The organism is Campylobacter sp. CFSAN093229, from assembly GCF_011068225.1.
Lineage (GTDB): Bacteria > Campylobacterota > Campylobacteria > Campylobacterales > Campylobacteraceae > Campylobacter_D > Campylobacter_D jejuni.
In genome coordinates, this window is the sequence record NZ_JAAMXB010000012.1 from 1 (window position 1) to 17,108 (window position 17,108).

15 protein-coding genes and 1 pseudogene are annotated in these 17,108 nt (G+C 31.4%); 2 read left to right on the forward strand and 14 right to left on the reverse strand.

Annotated elements, in window-relative coordinates; all coding sequences use genetic code 11:
• Window positions 1-30 precede the first annotated feature (30 nt).
• From FBE93_RS06415 to FBE93_RS06430, 4 genes are read right to left on the reverse strand one after another with little or no spacing between them, the layout of a single operon-like run.
• Complete coding sequence (locus tag FBE93_RS06415) at window positions 31-1,884, reverse strand: primosomal protein N' (protein WP_002932503.1); 1,854 nt, start codon at window positions 1,882-1,884, stop codon at window positions 31-33.
• Window positions 1,866-2,303: a prepilin-type N-terminal cleavage/methylation domain-containing protein gene (locus FBE93_RS06420; protein WP_165434285.1), complete on the reverse strand. Its 438-nt coding sequence runs from the start codon at window positions 2,301-2,303 to the stop codon at window positions 1,866-1,868. The genes FBE93_RS06415 and FBE93_RS06420 overlap by 19 nt, the downstream gene beginning before the upstream one ends.
• The gene (locus FBE93_RS06425) at window positions 2,300-2,542 is read right to left on the reverse strand and encodes a hypothetical protein (protein WP_002854947.1); all 243 of its coding nucleotides are present in this window, start codon (window positions 2,540-2,542) and stop codon (window positions 2,300-2,302) included. Before FBE93_RS06425 ends, FBE93_RS06420 begins: the two co-directional genes overlap by 4 nt.
• Window positions 2,532-2,762, reverse strand: a complete 231-nt coding sequence (locus tag FBE93_RS06430) for a hypothetical protein (RefSeq protein ID WP_002852327.1) — start codon at window positions 2,760-2,762, stop codon at window positions 2,532-2,534. The genes FBE93_RS06425 and FBE93_RS06430 overlap by 11 nt, the downstream gene beginning before the upstream one ends.
• Window positions 2,763-2,915: 153 nt before the next feature.
• Here FBE93_RS06430 and uvrB point away from each other — a divergent pair, with 153 nt between their 5' ends.
• The gene (gene uvrB, locus FBE93_RS06435) at window positions 2,916-4,889 is read left to right on the forward strand and encodes an excinuclease ABC subunit UvrB (protein WP_165434286.1); all 1,974 of its coding nucleotides are present in this window, start codon (window positions 2,916-2,918) and stop codon (window positions 4,887-4,889) included.
• Here uvrB and FBE93_RS06440 read toward each other — a convergent pair.
• The 10 genes and pseudogenes from FBE93_RS06440 to FBE93_RS06485 all read right to left on the reverse strand — a co-directional run bounded on the left by FBE93_RS06440 (window position 4,884) and on the right by FBE93_RS06485 (window position 15,724).
• Complete coding sequence (locus FBE93_RS06440; RefSeq protein WP_002932500.1) at window positions 4,884-6,815, reverse strand: sensor histidine kinase KdpD; 1,932 nt, start codon at window positions 6,813-6,815, stop codon at window positions 4,884-4,886. The genes uvrB and FBE93_RS06440 overlap by 6 nt on opposite strands.
• Before the next feature lie 2 nt (window positions 6,816-6,817).
• Window positions 6,818-7,426, reverse strand: coding sequence for a potassium-transporting ATPase subunit KdpC (gene kdpC / locus FBE93_RS06445; protein ID WP_165434287.1), 609 nt, complete (start codon window positions 7,424-7,426; stop codon window positions 6,818-6,820).
• Window position 7,427: 1 nt separating this feature from the next.
• Window positions 7,428-9,473, reverse strand: coding sequence for a potassium-transporting ATPase subunit KdpB (gene kdpB / locus FBE93_RS06450; protein WP_002932498.1), 2,046 nt, complete (start codon window positions 9,471-9,473; stop codon window positions 7,428-7,430).
• A 9-nt stretch (window positions 9,474-9,482) separates the two neighbouring features.
• Window positions 9,483-11,174: a potassium-transporting ATPase subunit KdpA gene (kdpA, locus tag FBE93_RS06455; RefSeq protein WP_002932497.1), complete on the reverse strand. Its 1,692-nt coding sequence runs from the start codon at window positions 11,172-11,174 to the stop codon at window positions 9,483-9,485.
• Between the two features lie 9 nt (window positions 11,175-11,183).
• Window positions 11,184-11,371 (reverse strand): annotated as a pseudogene (kdpF, locus tag FBE93_RS06460) (K(+)-transporting ATPase subunit F).
• 141 nt (window positions 11,372-11,512) lie between these two features.
• The gene (locus FBE93_RS06465; RefSeq protein ID WP_002932496.1) at window positions 11,513-12,937 is read right to left on the reverse strand and encodes an anaerobic C4-dicarboxylate transporter; all 1,425 of its coding nucleotides are present in this window, start codon (window positions 12,935-12,937) and stop codon (window positions 11,513-11,515) included.
• A gap of 166 nt (window positions 12,938-13,103) precedes the next feature.
• Entirely contained in the window at window positions 13,104-14,354 is a 1,251-nt protein-coding gene (locus FBE93_RS06470; protein ID WP_002932495.1) for an RNA polymerase factor sigma-54, read from the reverse strand.
• Entirely contained in the window at window positions 14,354-15,082 is a 729-nt protein-coding gene (gene lptB, locus FBE93_RS06475) for an LPS export ABC transporter ATP-binding protein (RefSeq protein WP_002855252.1), read from the reverse strand. The genes FBE93_RS06470 and lptB overlap by 1 nt, the downstream gene beginning before the upstream one ends.
• On the reverse strand, window positions 15,075-15,482 hold the full coding sequence (tsaE, locus tag FBE93_RS06480) for a tRNA (adenosine(37)-N6)-threonylcarbamoyltransferase complex ATPase subunit type 1 TsaE (RefSeq protein ID WP_002854905.1): 408 nt from the start codon (window positions 15,480-15,482) through the stop codon (window positions 15,075-15,077). The genes lptB and tsaE overlap by 8 nt, the downstream gene beginning before the upstream one ends.
• Window positions 15,479-15,724, reverse strand: coding sequence for an RNA-binding S4 domain-containing protein (locus tag FBE93_RS06485; protein WP_002932492.1), 246 nt, complete (start codon window positions 15,722-15,724; stop codon window positions 15,479-15,481). The genes tsaE and FBE93_RS06485 overlap by 4 nt, the downstream gene beginning before the upstream one ends.
• Window positions 15,725-15,878: 154 nt before the next feature.
• On the opposite strand from FBE93_RS06485, the gene FBE93_RS06490 reads away from it, so the two are divergent.
• Window positions 15,879-17,099 carry an argininosuccinate synthase gene (locus FBE93_RS06490; RefSeq protein WP_165434288.1) on the forward strand — a complete coding sequence of 407 codons (1,221 nt, stop codon included), beginning with the start codon at window positions 15,879-15,881 and terminating at the stop codon, window positions 17,097-17,099.
• Window positions 17,100-17,108 lie beyond the last annotated feature (9 nt).

The window sequence follows — 17,108 nt, forward strand, 5'->3', positions numbered from 1 at the left end:
TTGATTTTATGAGTGATTTAAAAATTAATTTCATATAAAATCAATAGGATCAATATCCGCACTTACATTTTTAAATTGCAAAATATAATTTTCAATTGCCACTAAAGCTTTATAATTTTCACTTCTAAGCAATAAATAAAAACGATATTTTCCATGCAGCATTTCAACTCCACAAATTCCATAGCCTACTAATTCTACTTGTTTGATATTTTTAAATTGATAGGCAAGTTTTTCGCAGAGCTTTTGTGAGGATTGTTGATCTTTATCTTCTATAAGAACTCTTAAAAGGCGTTTAAATGGAGGGTAAAGATCTTTTCTATTTTCTAACTCATCTTTTAAAAAAGCATCATAATCCTCTATATACTTTTCAAAAAAAGCTCTATTTTTTGTTTGTAAAAGCACTCTTGCTTCACCTTTACGCCCTGCCCTACCAGCAACTTGCATAGCTAAAGCTAAAGTTTCTTCACTCGCTCTAAAACTAGGACGCAACAAATACTCATCAAGCCCTAAAATCACACTCAAATCCACGCTATGATAATCATGCCCTTTAGCAAGCATAGAGGTGCCAATAAGTATATCGATCTTATTTTCATTAAAGTCTTTTAAAATAGTATTAAGCTTTTTAACGCTTGTGATTTCATCGCTATCAAATTTTGCTATTTTTGCTAAAGGCAAAGCATTTTGCAAAAGCTCTAAAAGTTCAGCAGTCCCCATTTTTCTAGCTTCTAACATTTCTCCTTTGCAACTTGGACAATTTTGCTCTATTAAAGAAGTATAATTACAATAATGACATTTTAAAACATTTTTCTTTTTATGCATACTCATGGCGATAGAACAAAAAGGACATTTTATCGTTTCTCCGCAATCCTTGCAAATGATTTGCCTAAAATTAGCCCTTGTAGGTAAAAACACTATAGCTTGTTTTTGGTGTTTTAAACTTTTTTCTAATTCACTTAAAAGCATAGGCGTTATACCAAGCTCATTTTCATCATATAAAAAATGCTTTTTACTCTCAAAAAAAGTTCCTTTTAGTCTAAAACTTTTTTGTTTGTAAAAACTCGTTAAAGATGGGGTTGCAGAACCTAAAACCACTTTAATATTATTTTTTTGACCCAAAAAAAGTGCTAAATCTCTTGCATTGATAAAAGGTTGATTAGAAGACTTATAAGAATTATCATGTTCTTCATCTACTACAATAAGTCCTAAATTTCTAAAGGGTAAAAACAAAGCCGATCTTGCACCCGCTACTAAAAGTACTTCTCCCTTGCAAAAACGCTCTAAATATTCTTGCTTTTTTTTCTTTGAAATTTTAGAATGCCACAGGAAAAAATTATCCTTAAAATACACTTCTAAACGCTTTTTCATTTGTGGAGTAAGTGCAATTTCTGGCATTAAAAGTAAAGCTTGCTTACCCTGTCCTAAACACTCTTTTATCAAAGAAATATAAATTTCAGTCTTGCCACTGCCTGTATCAGCAAAAAGTAAAGAATTATTTTCTTTTTGAAGAAAACTTAAGGCATTTTGTTGTTGATTGCTTAGCTTAGGGGTATCTTTAAAAAACATTTTTTGACATTCATACTTAGGACTAGTTTCAAAAAATCCCAAAACAAAACCAAGTTTTGAAGCATAATAATAAACAATAAAATTTGCTAATTCAAATTGCAAAGGAGTTAAAAAATACTTTGTAATTTCTTTAATTTCTACGGTTTTAAAATTAGGTTTTTGACATTCTTTAAGCACAATGGCTTTAAGGTTTTTTTTAGTTTTTAAATCCACTAATACTTGTGTTAAAGGTTTGATTTCATCAAAACTATGAAAAGTTAAATTATCCAAATACAAACCACAAATTGCAAGTTCATAATATCTTATATCAGATCTTTGCATCTAGAACTTCCTATACACTTTAACAAACCTTCTTTAGAATCATAAATAAATTCAACCATCTCTTTGGCGTTTAATGCAAATCTATAGTGATTTTTACCTATTTTTATCCAAGATTTAAAATCAGAATAAATAGGTGTATCAAGCAAAGAATAATCACAATCATTTAAACAATAAAAGAGTTTTTCTTTGGCTTGATTGTTTTGCGCATTATCTAAAATTTCTGGAAAATTTAAATTTTTAAGTCTCATTTGACTACGCATTAAAGCAAGAGCTGAGCTTAGCATTTCATAGTCCATTTTTAATTTTAAAATTTTAACCTCATCTTTTGTAGTATTGATAAAAGATAAAGATAAGCTTGATAAAATTCCCAAAATCAAAATCACAAAAAAAAGCTCAAGCAAAGTAAAAGCTTTATTCATTTTGTCGGGAGTTCTTCATTGATTGCTTTTATTAGTTTCTTAAGTTCTCTTTCTAAAATATAATTTTCATAACTTTTTTTAACAAACGCATCTACAAAGCGTTTAAGTTCTATTTTTTTAGTACCGCCAGAAATCAAAGCGATATCATCTTCTAAAAAATTTGCAAATTCTTCACTGCACTTAACAATGAAATCTTTTGCATTGACATTAACAATGACTTGTTTTAGATTATCTGCCAAGAACAGCCTCTATTTTCTTATAAATATCTTCGCTTTCTATATTGCGAGATTTAAGTTCTTCTTCTAAACGCATGATTTGATTACTTTTTGCTTCATTTTGTGCTTTAACGCTTACAAGCTCATTTCTTAAAGCCTCATTGGCTTCGCAAACTTCGTTATACTTTTCAATTAATTCATTTACTTTATCTGTCATAGTATTGATTATTTTTTCATCAAACATATTTTTGCCTTCTTAAGAAATTTGTAATTTATGGAAAATATTATTTGATATTGTAGCAGAAAAAAATTTAAATTTAGGTTTTTATTGTCAATTAATTTTTAATTAAAGCATTTTCTTTTAAAATTTTTTCAAAAATAAAAATAAAGTAGAAAAATGTTAGAACTTACCAGCGAATTTAAACCCAGTCCCGATCAACAAGAAGCCATAAAAGGCATAGTAAAAAGTATAAAAAAAGGCAACAAATATCAAACCTTACTAGGCGTTACAGGAAGTGGAAAAACCTTTACCATGGCAAATGTCATTAAAGAACTTAATATGCCTACTCTTATCATGAGTCACAACAAAAGCCTTTGCGCTCAACTTTATAGCGAATTTAAAGGCTTTTTTTCTAAAAATCATGTGGAATATTTTATATCTTATTATGATTATTATCAACCTGAAGCCTATATCCCACGCACTGATGTTTTCATAGAAAAAGACAGCTCTACTAACGAAGACTTAGAACGTTTAAGACTGAGTGCTACTGCTTCTCTTTTAAGTTATGAAGATGTAGTTTGCATAGCTAGTGTTTCGGCAAATTATGGACTTGGTAATCCAAATGAATACATAGGCATGGTTTTAATCTTTGAACTAGGTATGCAAATTTCACAAAAAGAACTTTTAAAAAAACTTGTAGATATGGGTTATAAAAGAAATGATAATTTTTTTGATCGTGCAGATTTTAGAGTTCAAGGAGATATTATAGATATTTATCCGGCTTATTATGAAGATGAAGTAGTAAGGCTTGAATTTTTTGGCGATGAGCTTGATACTATGTATCATTACAATGTTTTAGAAAATAAAAAAGGCAAAGATTTAAAACGCTTCATACTCTATCCTACAAGCCAGTTTAGCGTGGGCGAAACAAGACTAAAACAAGCGATAAAAGATATCAAAGCAGAACTTAACGAACGCCTTGCTTATTTTGAACATGAAAATAAACTCGTAGAATATCAACGCCTTAAACAAAGGGTTGAATTTGATCTTGAAATGCTTACAAGCACAGGAATGTGTAAAGGTGTTGAAAATTATGCAAGGCATTTAACAGGACTTAAAGAAGGTGATACTCCTTATACGCTTTTTGATTATTTTGCGATTAAAGATAGAAAATTTCTTGTTATAGTCGATGAAAGCCATGTATCTTTACCACAATTTAGGGGTATGTTTGCAGGAGATAGAAGCAGAAAACAAACCTTGGTTGATTATGGTTTTCGTTTGCCTTCAGCCTTGGATAACCGTCCTTTAATGTTTGATGAATTTATCCATAAAAATTGTCAATTTCTTTTTGTTTCAGCCACACCTGCACCTTTAGAACTTGAACTGAGTAAAGAAAATATCTTTCATCAAATCATGCGTCCTACAGGACTGCTTGATCCTTTAATAGAATTAAAAGATAGTGATAATCAGGTTGAAATTTTATTTGATGAGGCTAAAAAAGTCATACAAAGAAACGAACGGGTTTTAGTAACCGTGCTGACTAAAAAACTCGCTGAAGAACTTACAAGGTATTATTTAGAACTTGGTATAAAAGTCAAATACATGCACTCAGATATCGATGCTATAGAACGCAATGAAATCATAAGAGGTTTAAGAAGCGGTGCTTTTGATATGCTAATTGGCATTAACTTACTTAGAGAAGGACTTGATTTGCCTGAAGTTTCACTCATTGCCATTATGGATGCAGATAAGGAAGGCTTTTTAAGAAGTACAACAAGTTTAATCCAAACCATGGGAAGAGCAGCTAGAAATGTCAATGGTAAGGTTTTGCTTTTTTGCAAAAAAATCACAAAATCCATGCAAGAAGCTATGGATACCACCAATGAACGCCGCAAACTTCAAATGGCTTATAATAAAAAATACAATATTACCCCAACTTCAGTCAAACGCCATATTGAAGAAAGTTTGAAAAATGAAGAGGATTTAGGCAAAATTTATCGCAAAGGTAAAAAACTAGAAAAAATGCCAGCTAGCGAAAGAGCTAAACTTGTCAAAGAATTAAGAAAACAAATGCTTGAAGCAGCAAAAGCACTTGAGTTTGAAAAAGCTGCCGCAATTAGAGATGAGATTAATAAATTAAGGGATTTATAATAAAAATATATCCCTTGTTCTAACTCCTGCCTCATTAAGTAAAGCACTTAAAATTTCATACTGAAAGTCTTGCAAGGGACGTTTTTCTTTTAAAACTATACCTATGACCCCTTTAGTTTTTTCCCCATCTTCTATAGGTAAATACATAGCATTAGCATTAGGCAGGGTATTTGTGCAAACACCTGCTCTTTCTTTATTTGTTGCAACCCATTGAGCAATAGCAATCTCATCAGCACTAAAACAATTTTTTAACATTTGCTTATCATCGTTAAAAAACAACAAAGGTTTTGATAAAATATTGTTTTTATTTATAGGATAAATAATAATAGGTAAATTTAATAATTTTAAAGCTTGATTTCCAAGTTGTTCCCAAAGCTCTTGTTTGCTTTTCACTCTTGCTAACTTTTCACTATTTTCAAGCAAAATAGCTGTTCTATAAGCTCTTTTAGTGAGTTCTTTAGATTGCAATTTTAATCTTCTAGTAAAAACAGCTGTTAAAAATCCAACTATAAACATAGTTGTAAAAGTAATAATATTTCCACTATCATGAACTTTAAGACTAAAAATAGGTTCTAAAAAGAAAAAATTATAAATTAAGACACTTACTAAAGAAGAATAAAAGGCGAAAATTTTATTATCAGAAATAAAAGAAGAAGCAAAAACTGCTAAAATAAAAATCATAACTATATTACTTGGCTGAGTATTAAATTTATGAAACACAAAAGCTATAAAAGTTGCTAAAAGCAAAACTCCTGTGATTTTTAAAAAACCTAAAAAATCAAAACCTTTTTTACTTCGTATTTTAGGAGTAGAAATTTGATTTTCATTAACAAGATATAAATCAATATTGGGTGCTTTTTTGGCAACAGCTTCAAAAATCTCTTCTTTAAACTTTTTTTTATCTTTATTTTTACCTAAAACAATTTTAGAAACATTGCTAAGGCTTGAATACTCTGCAATTTGTCTTGCTATATCATCATCATATACGCTAATGATTTCAGCATCAAAACTTTTAGCTAGTTCTATATTTTCTTTTAAGGCTTTTTCTTCTTTAATATTGGGATTTTTTATATAAAGCGCACTCAATTTAGCATGAAAAGCTAAAGCAAGTCTTGCAGCTGCACGAATAACCTTTGCATTTGAAGCATTAATACAAACTAAAATATGCTCTCCAGTATGATAAGCTAAATCATCATTAATAAGCCTTTGTTCACTTGCTCTTAAATTCACTCTTGAAGCAAGTCTTCTTAAGGCAATCTCACGCAAAGCTATAAGTCTTTCTTGACGAAAGAAATTTTCAAGTGCTAGTTTGGCTTGTTTTTCCTTATAAATTTTACCATCTTGCATTCTTTTTAAAAGCTTATTGGGTTCAATATCAACAAGTTCAACCTGATCAGCATCATCAAAAATACGATCAGGAATACGCTCTTTAACTTCTATCTTACTGATATTAGCGACTAAATCATTTAAACTTTCTAAATGTTGTATATTTAAAGTAGTATAAACATCAATACCTGCTTTTAGAAGTTCTTCTATATCTTGAAAACGCTTTTCATTACGCAAGCCTTTAGCATTAGTGTGTGCAAGCTCATCTACTAAAACCAAAGCAGGTTTTCTCTTAAGGGTAGCGTCTAAATCAAATTCTTTTAATACTATATTTTTATAAGGAATTTCAAGATTAGCTATACTTTCAAAACCTTGTGTTAAAGCCATTGTTTCAGGTCTATCGTGAGGCTCTATATAGCCTAAAACAACATCAACTCCATTATCCCTTAAAGTTCTAGCTTCACTTAACATAGCATAAGTTTTTCCAGAACCTGCAGCATAACCTAAGAAGATTTTTAATTTTGCAAGTTTGTTTTTTTCTTCTTCCTTGGCTTTAACCTCAAGTTTTTTAAGAATTTGTTCAGGACTTTGTCTTTGCATGTTTATTCTTTTTTCATGGCTTTAGCAATAGCTATATTAACGGCTAAAACATTAACTTTTTCTTCCCCAAAAATCCCTAAAAATTTAGACTCTGTATTTTCTTGAATGATTTTTTCTAATTCTTCTTTGGTGATTTTTGAAGATTGACTTATCCTAGGAATTTGCACTAGGGCTGCTTGAAGACTGATATGAGGATCAAGACCTGATCCTGAAGCGCTTAATAAATCCAAAGGAATTTGTTCTTTTGTAATTTGCGGATTTTCATCTAAAAATTTTTGCAAATCTTTTTGCACACGCTCTTTTAAAGCAGGATTTGACATAGCATAATTAAATCCACCTGAACTTACACTGCTTTCATTTGTATCACTTGTATTGTAATTTAATACAGATGCTCTTGAATGTAGAAAATAAGGCTTATTAAAATCTTGACCCAAAAGCTTTGAACCTACCGCTTTACTTATATCCAAAGTTGGACGACCTTCTTTATCCACTAAACTTCCACTTGATTGATAAGGAAAAATAAATTTTGCAACTGTATTTAAAGCAAAAGGATAAATAAGAGTACACAATATTAGCATTACCGCAAAAAAACTAAGCAAAGTTCTAAGCATATCACACTCCTAAAATTCTAAGTATCCAAGCTGTAGGAATATCAATTATTTTTATCCCTATAAAAGGTGCGATCATACCGCCTAAACCATAAATACTCAAATTTCTTAAAAGCAAATGCTCGCTTTTCATAGGCTTAAATTTAACTCCACGCATAGCAATAGGTATGAGCAAAGGTATAATAATAGCATTAAAAATAAGTGCTGATAAAATAGCACTTTGCGGGGTAGCCAAATGCATAATATTTAAAATTTGCATTTGAGGTAAAACCACACTAAACATAGCAGGTAAAATAGCAAAATACTTAGCAATATCATTTGCCATACTAAAAGTTGTAAGACTACCCCTAGTAATAAGCAAACCTTTTCCTATTTCAACTACTTCTAAAATTTTAGTAGGATTAGAATCAAGATCTATCATATTGGCTGCTTCTTTGGCTGCTTGAGTTCCTGAGTTCATAGCTATACCTACATCAGCTTGTGCAAGAGCTGGAGCATCATTGGTTCCATCTCCTGTCATGGCTACTATCTTACCTTGGGCTTGTTCTTTTTTAATGGCTTCTATTTTATCTTCAGGCTTGCATTCTGCTATAAATCCATCAAGCCCTGCTTCTTTAGCTATAGTAGCTGCTGTTAAAGGATTATCTCCAGTACACATTAAAGTTTTTATGCCCATTTTTCTAAGCTCATCAAAACGCTCTTTAAGTCCTGGTTTTACTGTATCCTTTAGATAAATCACTCCTAAAATTTTTTCATTTTTACACACTACCAAAGGAGTGCCACCAAGATTTGAAATTTCCATTACCTTAGTTTCTAAATCGCTAGGAATTTTTCCATTCATTTCGCTTATATAAGCTCTTATAGCATCAAAAGCACCTTTGCGAATTTTTGTATTATCTTGCAAATCCACACCGCTCATTCTATTTTGGGCGCTAAATTCGATAAATTCTTTAATATCATTACCTTCTAATTCATAACCCATTTTTTGAGCCAATGCAACTATACTTTTACCTTCTGGAGTTTCATCTTTTAAAGAGGATAAAACACAAGCTTTAATCATTTCTTCTTTACTTATACCTTGGACTTCATAAAATTCATTTGCCAAACGGTTTCCAAAAGTAATCGTTCCCGTTTTATCTAAAATCATAGTATCAACATCACCACAACTTTCAACAGCCTTACCTGAAAGCGCGATCACATTAAAACGCGTTACCCTGTCCATACCTGCTATTCCTATAGCTGATAAAAGCCCCCCTATAGTTGTAGGAATAAGACATACAAGCAATGCTACTAACCACGAAATAGGCAAGCTCACGCCTAAAAATTGCATAAAAGGATATAAACTTACAACCACCACCAAAAAACTCAAACTAAGAACAATTAAAAGAGTATTAAGAGCAATTTCATTTGGAGTTTTTTGACGCGCAGCACCTTCTACAAGATTGATCATTTTATCTAAAAAACTTTCCCCAGCTCCAACTAAAATTTTAATCTTTAAAAAATCAGTTAAAACCGTAGTCCCACCTGTAACAGAAGAAAAATCACCGCCCGCTTCACGCATAACAGGTGCACTTTCACCTGTAATAGCTGACTCATCAACACTTGCAGCACCTTCTATAATTTCTCCATCATTAGGTATAAGTTCACCTGCTTTAACCAAAACTATATCACCTATTTTTAACTCGCTAGAATTAAGCATTTCTTCACTGCCATCACTTTTTATGCATCTAGCTTTAGAATCCTTTTTGCTTTGTCTTAAAGTAGCTGCTTGGGCTTTACCCCTTCCTTCTGCAATACTTTCTGCAAAATTTGCAAAGAGCAAGGTTATAAATAAAATAAAAGTGATTAAGATGTTATAAATTCTTTCATCAGAATTTCCATTAAACAAAGTAGGAAAAATACTTAAAATCAAAGTAAGAATCAATCCAACTTCCACAATAAACATAACAGGATTTTTTACCATAAAGCGTGGATCAAATTTTAAAAATGCTCCTTTTATGGCATTATTTAAAATTTCTTTTGTAATGAGTTTATTTTGTTTTTTAGACATTGACTCTCCTTAATGCCATAAAGATAAATATTCTGCAACGCTTGATAAAGTAAGCACTGGAAAAAAAGTAAGTGCAGCAAAAATATATATAATACAAACAAGCACAAACATAAAAGTTAAATTATCCGTTTTTAAAGAATTTGCAGTATTTTCTTGTGTATTTTTAGCCAAAAGCGATCCAGCTATAGCAAGCTGAGCTATTAAAACCAAATAACGCCCACAAAACATAGCAAAAGCTGTACTTAAATTCCAAAATAAATTATCATCTTTTAAACCTTCAAGTCCTGAACCATTATTTGCTGCCGAAGAACTAAATTCATACAAAATTTGAGCCAAGCCATGAAAGCTAGGATTGCTTATACTATCTTTTGTAAAAACAACAGCTAATGCACTTAAAACAAGGATTAATAAAGGATGGATAAGAATTACCAAAGCTATAAGCTTCATTTGTGTGCTTTCTATTTTTTTACCCAAGAATTCTGGAGTTCTGCCTATCATTAGTGCACAAATAAACACGGTTAAAAGTACATAAATAATCATATTCATAAGCCCTACTCCTTCGCCACCAAAAGCTACATTTAGCATCATATTCAACAAAGTAGCGCTGATGCTTAAAGGATTTAAACTATCGTGCATATTATTGACACTTCCTGTAGTAAAAGCAGTAGTTACAGCACTAAATAAACTCGAACCATCTGTGCCAAATCTTATTTCTTTACCTTCTAAATTTCCCAAATTTGCATTTAAACCCAAAGAATCCAAATTTGGATTTGACATTTTTTCGCTAAAATAAATTAAAAGCAAAGAAATGATAAAAATAATCCCCATTGCGCCAAAAATAACTCCCCCTTCTTTTCCCATAAGAGCAAAACCTTGCCTCTCTTTTCTATGATAAACCATCAATCCAAAAGCTACAACACAGGCACTAGGAATAAGCATCATGGATAAAATTTGTAAAAAATTTGTAAGTGAAGTAGGATTTTCAAAAGGCATGCTTGAATTAGCACCAAAAAAACCACCCCCGTTTGTCCCTAAATGTTTTATAGACTCAAGAGCTGCAACAGGACCTGTGGCAATGCTTTGAAATTTATTTTCTAAAGTAAGCACGCTAAAATTTGCGTGATAGTTTTGCACCACGCCTTCAGAGATAAAAATTACAGCCAAAATAAAACTTAAAGGCAACATCAAACGCGTAATAATACGCGTAAAATCTTCATAAAAATTTCCCATTTGTATACCACATAAAGCACGACAAAAAGCCATACAAGCAGAATATCCACTTGCACTTGAAACAAACATAGCAAGCAAAATGCCTGTATTTTGCGAAAGCAAACTTAAAGCACTTTCTCCACTATAATGCTGAAGGTTTGTATTTGTAATAAAACTAATTACAGTATTTAAATTCAAATCCCCTTTCATAGAATTTATCAAATTGGGATTTAAAAAAAGTTTATCTTGCAAATAAAAAATCACGAAAGAAAAAATAGCCACTAAGGCATTAAAAGCAATTAAATGCAAAGAATATTTTTGCCAAGTCATATTTTTTCTATCAATTGCACAAATTTTATAAATTAAGTTATCAATTGGATTAAAAATAAAATCAAAAATAGTTTTTTTACAGCTTGCAATTTTATAAAGATAATTTCCAAAAATTAAAGCCAATATAAAAGCTATAATCAGTGTTATTAAAATTTCTAGCATATTTTTCCTTTAAAATTTTTCAGGATATAATAGAGCATAAAATAAATAAAGAGCAAATATTAAGCTTAAAACTAGTAAAAATATCATCCGCGTGTCCTAGTTTGAATTTCACAAAAACGGATAAAAAACCATAAGCTACCAAAAGCTAAAAGCAGAAGCAAAGCAAAGATAACATCCATAGGATAGCCCTTTCTCATTGATTCAAAATAGGATTTATTCTATCCTTGTTAAGCTTATATTTTGATTAATACTAATTTTATGATTTATTTATAATTTTTATCTATATTAAATAAAAAGATAAATGAAGAATTTAGCAGGAAAAATCCTGCTAAAAATTGTTAAAGATAACCCGCTGCCATAGCAATAAAATATCCTGCTATACAAGAAGTGATTACACCTATAAGACCTGGCAAAATAAAACTATGATTGATAACAAATTTACCAATGTGAGTAGTACCCGATCTATCAAATTGTATAGTAGCTAAATCGCTTGGATAAGTTGGTAAAATATAATACCCATAACAAGCAGCCGCAAAGGCAACAATTACACCAGGTTCAACACCAATTCCTAAAGCCAAAGGAACAAAAGCCGAAATAGCTGCTGCTTGAGAGTTTACAAATTTTGAAATTAAAAGAAGCATTACAGCATAAGTCCAAGGATGCTCTTTTACTATATCTCCAAGCGCTGCTTTCATCATAGGAGTGTGAACTGCAAACATAGTATCAGCCATCCAAGAAATTCCAAAAACCGCAACAAGTGCTATCATACCTGATTTAAAAATTTCATTAGAGCCGATTTTCTTTACATCTGTTTTAGTAAAGATGATAATCAAAGAACCTGCTAAAAGCATAAACATCTGAATAACTGAAACCATGGATAAAACATCCATTTTAGGGTTGCCTAAAGCATCTACTTGAGGAATGCCATTTTTTACAACTTGTCCCCAGTTTGGGCGCAAGAAATCAAATACACCTAATAAAGCTACTAAAGCAATAGCTCCTAAGAAAATCCACATTGCAACCCAATTGCTTTTTGGAAGTTTAACGCCTAAAAGTGTTTTAGAATCCCCGTAAACATATTTTTTAAATTCAGGATCTTTAAGTTTTTCTTGAAATACTTCATCTTTATCCAAATCTTTTCCTCTAAACCAAGAAAAAATTCCTATACACAATACACCAAATAATGTACTAGGTATGGTAATTTGAAGAAGATTGATATAACCATCAAAACCTACTAATTTATGATTAGCATTTAAAAGCAAAGCAGTCAAACTCACAACAGCCACAGATACAGGAGATGCAATAATACCCATTTGTGATGATATAGAAGCTGCTGCCATTGGACGCTCAGGACGAATACCGTTTTTAATCGCTATATCATAAATAATAGGCATAATAGTATAAACCACATGTCCTGTTCCACAAAGTATAGTCAAAAAGCAGGTTACAAAAGGCGCTAATATTGTTAAAAACTTAGGATTACGTCTTAAAATTCTTTCTGCTATTTGAAGCATAACATCTAAACCACCACTTGCTTGCAAAGTTGCACTCGCAACCACTACCGCTAAAATTGTAAACATAACATCTATGGCTGGTTTTCCAGGCTTTATATGAAAAGCAAATACAAGCATTAAAATACCTATACCACCAAGTAAACCAAGCGCTATGCCGCCTTTTTTTGCACCGTAAAAAAGACAAATTAAAACGATAATGATTTGGACTGCAAATTGCCCTCCCTCGCTAAGGCTTGTTAAAAAGTCCATTTTAACTCCTTTGAAAATTGATATTTAAAAACAGTTATTATTGTATCACATTTTTAAACTAAAGAATAATATTTCCAAAAATAAAAAATAATAATTTTTTAAATTATTTAAATTAAATTTAAATATAAAACAAAAGTGTAATGGGTTTGACAGATTGTATAGAATTTTATCCTTCAAGTTCATATATTTTTTTTCTATCTGTAGAGCTTGCTATATTAAGATGTTTGCGATATTTTGTAATAGTTCTTCGTCCGATATCGACCTTAAATTCTTCTTTGATTAATTCTAAAATTTTACTATCGCTTAAAGGTTTATTGCGATCTTCATTCTTTACTAAATTTGCCACAAATTCTTTAACACCTACATTTGAAGTCTCTCCCTCTTCATCAAGAGCAAAAGCAAAAAAATCACGCAAGGGAATAAGTCCTCTTTCACAACTTAAATATTTATTTGCCACAGCTCTTGATATAGTCGAAGCATTGCGTTCTAAATCAAGTGCTAAATCCTTAAAAGTCATAGGTTTTATCTCTTTTCCCATGAAAAAATCATATTGATATTCTACTATCATAAGCCCTATTTTATAAAGAGTAGCTTTTCTCATCGCTAAAGCATCAACTAAATTTTTTGCTTCTTTGATGTAATGACTTAAAAAATCATGCTCTAAACCATCAGTTTGGATTGAAATTTCAGGATAATAATCATCATTGATTTTTACTTTAATTTCACCATTTTCTTTATAAACAAAAATATCAGGAACAATTATACGAGAATCTTCAAAATATTCCAAAAAAGGAGGAGTGCTAAAACGCTTAAGTACAGCCAATGCTTCTTTATATAAAGGCTCTTTGGTATAGTTTTGTATATTTTCAAAATCCATAATCAACATTCTACAAAACTCATCAATATCTTCATCTAACTCCATATTTTCAAGAGCAAATAAAAATGCTTCTTTATAATCTTTAGCTCCCACTCCTACAGGATCTAAAAATTTAAATCTTGCTCTTACTCGCTCAATTTCTTCCAAAGAATACTCTTTTAAAAATTCTCCATCGTATTCAAAATATCCTTCCTCATTTAAGCATTCTATAATTTTTTTTGCAAGTTCTTGAGATTTGTTTGTAGGAAACAAAGGAGGAAGAATCTGTTCATTTAAAAGCTCATAAACACTTTTTTTGGCAAGTCCTTTACTATCCACAAAAGCCGAATTTACATTATGTTTATAAAATGAATCAAAATAATTCTTACCCTTATCATGAGTTTGTATCGAATCTTGAACATTTAAGAAAGGATTATCCTCAGCAAATTTATCTAAATTTTCTTTTAAATCCTCTATATTTGCTTGTAAAATCGGCAACCAAGAGCGTAAAGTTTGAGAAATTTTAGTCTTGGGTGCTTGGGTGATTTTTTGCTTTAACATCAATCAAGGAGTTTAAACTCCGCTCCTAAATAATACTTTTTCACGTCTTTATTGGTTGCAATTTCATCAGCATTCCCACTAGCAAGCAAAGAACCTGATCTTATAACATAAGCTCTATCACAAATAGCCAAAGTCTCACGCACATTATGATCGGTAATTAAAACCCCAATCCCCAATCTTTTAAGCTCTTTAATTAAAGTTTGAATTTCAGCCACTGCTATAGGATCAACACCTGCAAAAGGCTCATCAAGAAGTAAAAACTTAGGTTCGCACATCAAGCTTCTAGCGATCTCACAACGCCTTCTTTCACCTCCACTTAAACTTAAACCTTTCCTTAAACGAATAGGCTCTATACTTAAGAGTTCAAGCATTTGCTCAACTTTATCATGTAAAATTTTTTTATCTTTATAAAAAATCTGAGCCGCTAAAAGCAGGTTATCTTCTACGCTTAAATCCTTAAAAATACTACTTTCTTGAGGTAAATAACCTATCCCTGATCTAGCTCTTTTATTTAAAGGATCTTTTGTCACATCTAAACCGTCTAAAAGAACTTTTCCACTACTTGGGGAAATAAGTCCACATATCATATAAAAAGTTGTCGTTTTTCCTGCACCATTTGGCCCTAAAAGTCCTACAACTTCTCCGCTATTAACCTCTAAAGAAATTCCATGTATAATCTTAGTTTTTTTAATAATTTTTTCTAAATTTACAATTTCTAATTTACTCATAAATTTCATACTTTCTTTTGTCGTCTTTAATGCTAATTTTAATCTGGATAGTAGAAATTCCAAATTTCATTAAAGTTTTTTTCAAATTTTCACCGCCCCATTCAACCAAATGCAAACCTTTTTCAAAAAAATTTTCAAATAAACCATTCGCTAAAAGTCCTTCTAAACCTTCTTGATAAATATCATAATGATAAATGCAAATATCATGATTTTCATATTTTTGCATAGTGGAAAAAGTTGGAGAATCTACCCTTGCATCAAGACCAAGAAATTTAACCCAAGCTTGTACTAAGCTTGTTTTTCCGCTAGCCAAATCTCCTTGAAGCAAAACAACACCTTCTTTAGGCATTATTTGAAGCATCGTTTTGATCTCATCTTTTGCTAAAATAAATTCTTTCATAATTTTACCACATATTCATTTTGTGCGTTTTTAGGAATGCTTTTCGTACTAGGTAGAGCTAGCACTTTATATTTTTGAGTGTATTCAGTAAAATGCAAAGTGATGATATCACCCACCTTAACCTCTTTACTCGCCTTAACAATAACGCCATTAATCCCCACTACACCACTTTTACACATATCCTCAGAAATAGCTCTTCTTTTCGTGATATTAATTACATTTAAAAATTTATCTACTCTCATAAAAGCAATTTTAGCAAAAAAAATCAATTTTTGGAACAAAATTTGCTTATGCCTTTGCTTTATTTTTTAAGAAAATAGCAAGTAAAAACTTTTCTTTAATGAAATTTGGATACAATTTTACAATTTTCAAATCTATTTTAACAAAGGATATCTTATGAAAAATGAAGTAAAAAAAGTAGTTTTAGCGTATTCTGGAGGGCTTGATACGAGCATCATTTTAAAATGGCTTCAAGATGAGTATAATTGTGAAGTTGTAACTTTTACAGCAGATATTGGTCAAGGTGAAGAACTCGAACCTGCAAGAAAAAAAGCCCTTTCTTTAGGCATAAAAGAAGAAAATATTTTCATTAAAGATTTAAGAGATGAATTTGTTAAAGATTATGTATTTCCTATGTTTAGAGCCAATGCGATTTATGAAGGAGAATATCTTTTAGGAACAAGTATAGCAAGACCGCTTATAGCAAAAACTCAAGCACAAATCGCCATGCAAACAGGTGCTGATGCGGTAAGCCATGGTGCCACAGGTAAAGGAAATGATCAAGTGCGTTTTGAACTTGGCTATCTTGCTTTTAATCCCGATTTAAAAATCATCGCTCCATGGCGTGAGTGGGATTTAAACAGTCGTGAAAAACTCCTTGCTTATGCGCAAAAACACGGTATTGATATTTCTAAGAAAAAAGGAAAATCCCCTTATTCTATGGACGCAAATTTACTTCATATTTCTTACGAAGGACTTGTTTTAGAAGATCCTGCACACGCACCTGAAGAAGATATGTGGAGATGGAGTAAAAGCCCAAAAGACGCTCCAAATGAAAGTGAAATTATAGAACTTGATTTCCAAAAAGGAGATTTAGTAGCGATAAATGGAGAAAAACTAAGTCCCGCAGAACTTTTAACCAAACTTAACGAACTAGGCTGCAAACACGGTATAGGACGCCTTGATATAGTAGAAAATCGCTATGTAGGCATGAAAAGCCGTGGTTGTTACGAAACTCCAGGCGGTACTATACTTTTAAAAGCACATAGAGCGCTTGAAAGCATCACGCTTGATAGAGAAGCAGCACACTTAAAAGATGAACTCATGCCAAAATACGCAAGTTTAATTTATAATGGCTATTGGTTCTCGCCTGAAAGAATGATGCTTCAAGCCTTAATCGACGAGTCACAAATTCATGCCAATGGCAGAGTAAAACTCGAGCTTTACAAAGGCAATGTGATGATTATAGGACGCGAAAGTGCAAATGATAGCTTGTTTAACGTAGCTTATTGTACTTTTGAAGAAGATGAAGTGTATAATCAAAAAGACGCAGCAGGCTTTATCAAGCTTAATGCTTTGCGTTTTATCATCGCAGGAAAAAATGGAAGAAAATTTTAATAAAGGAAT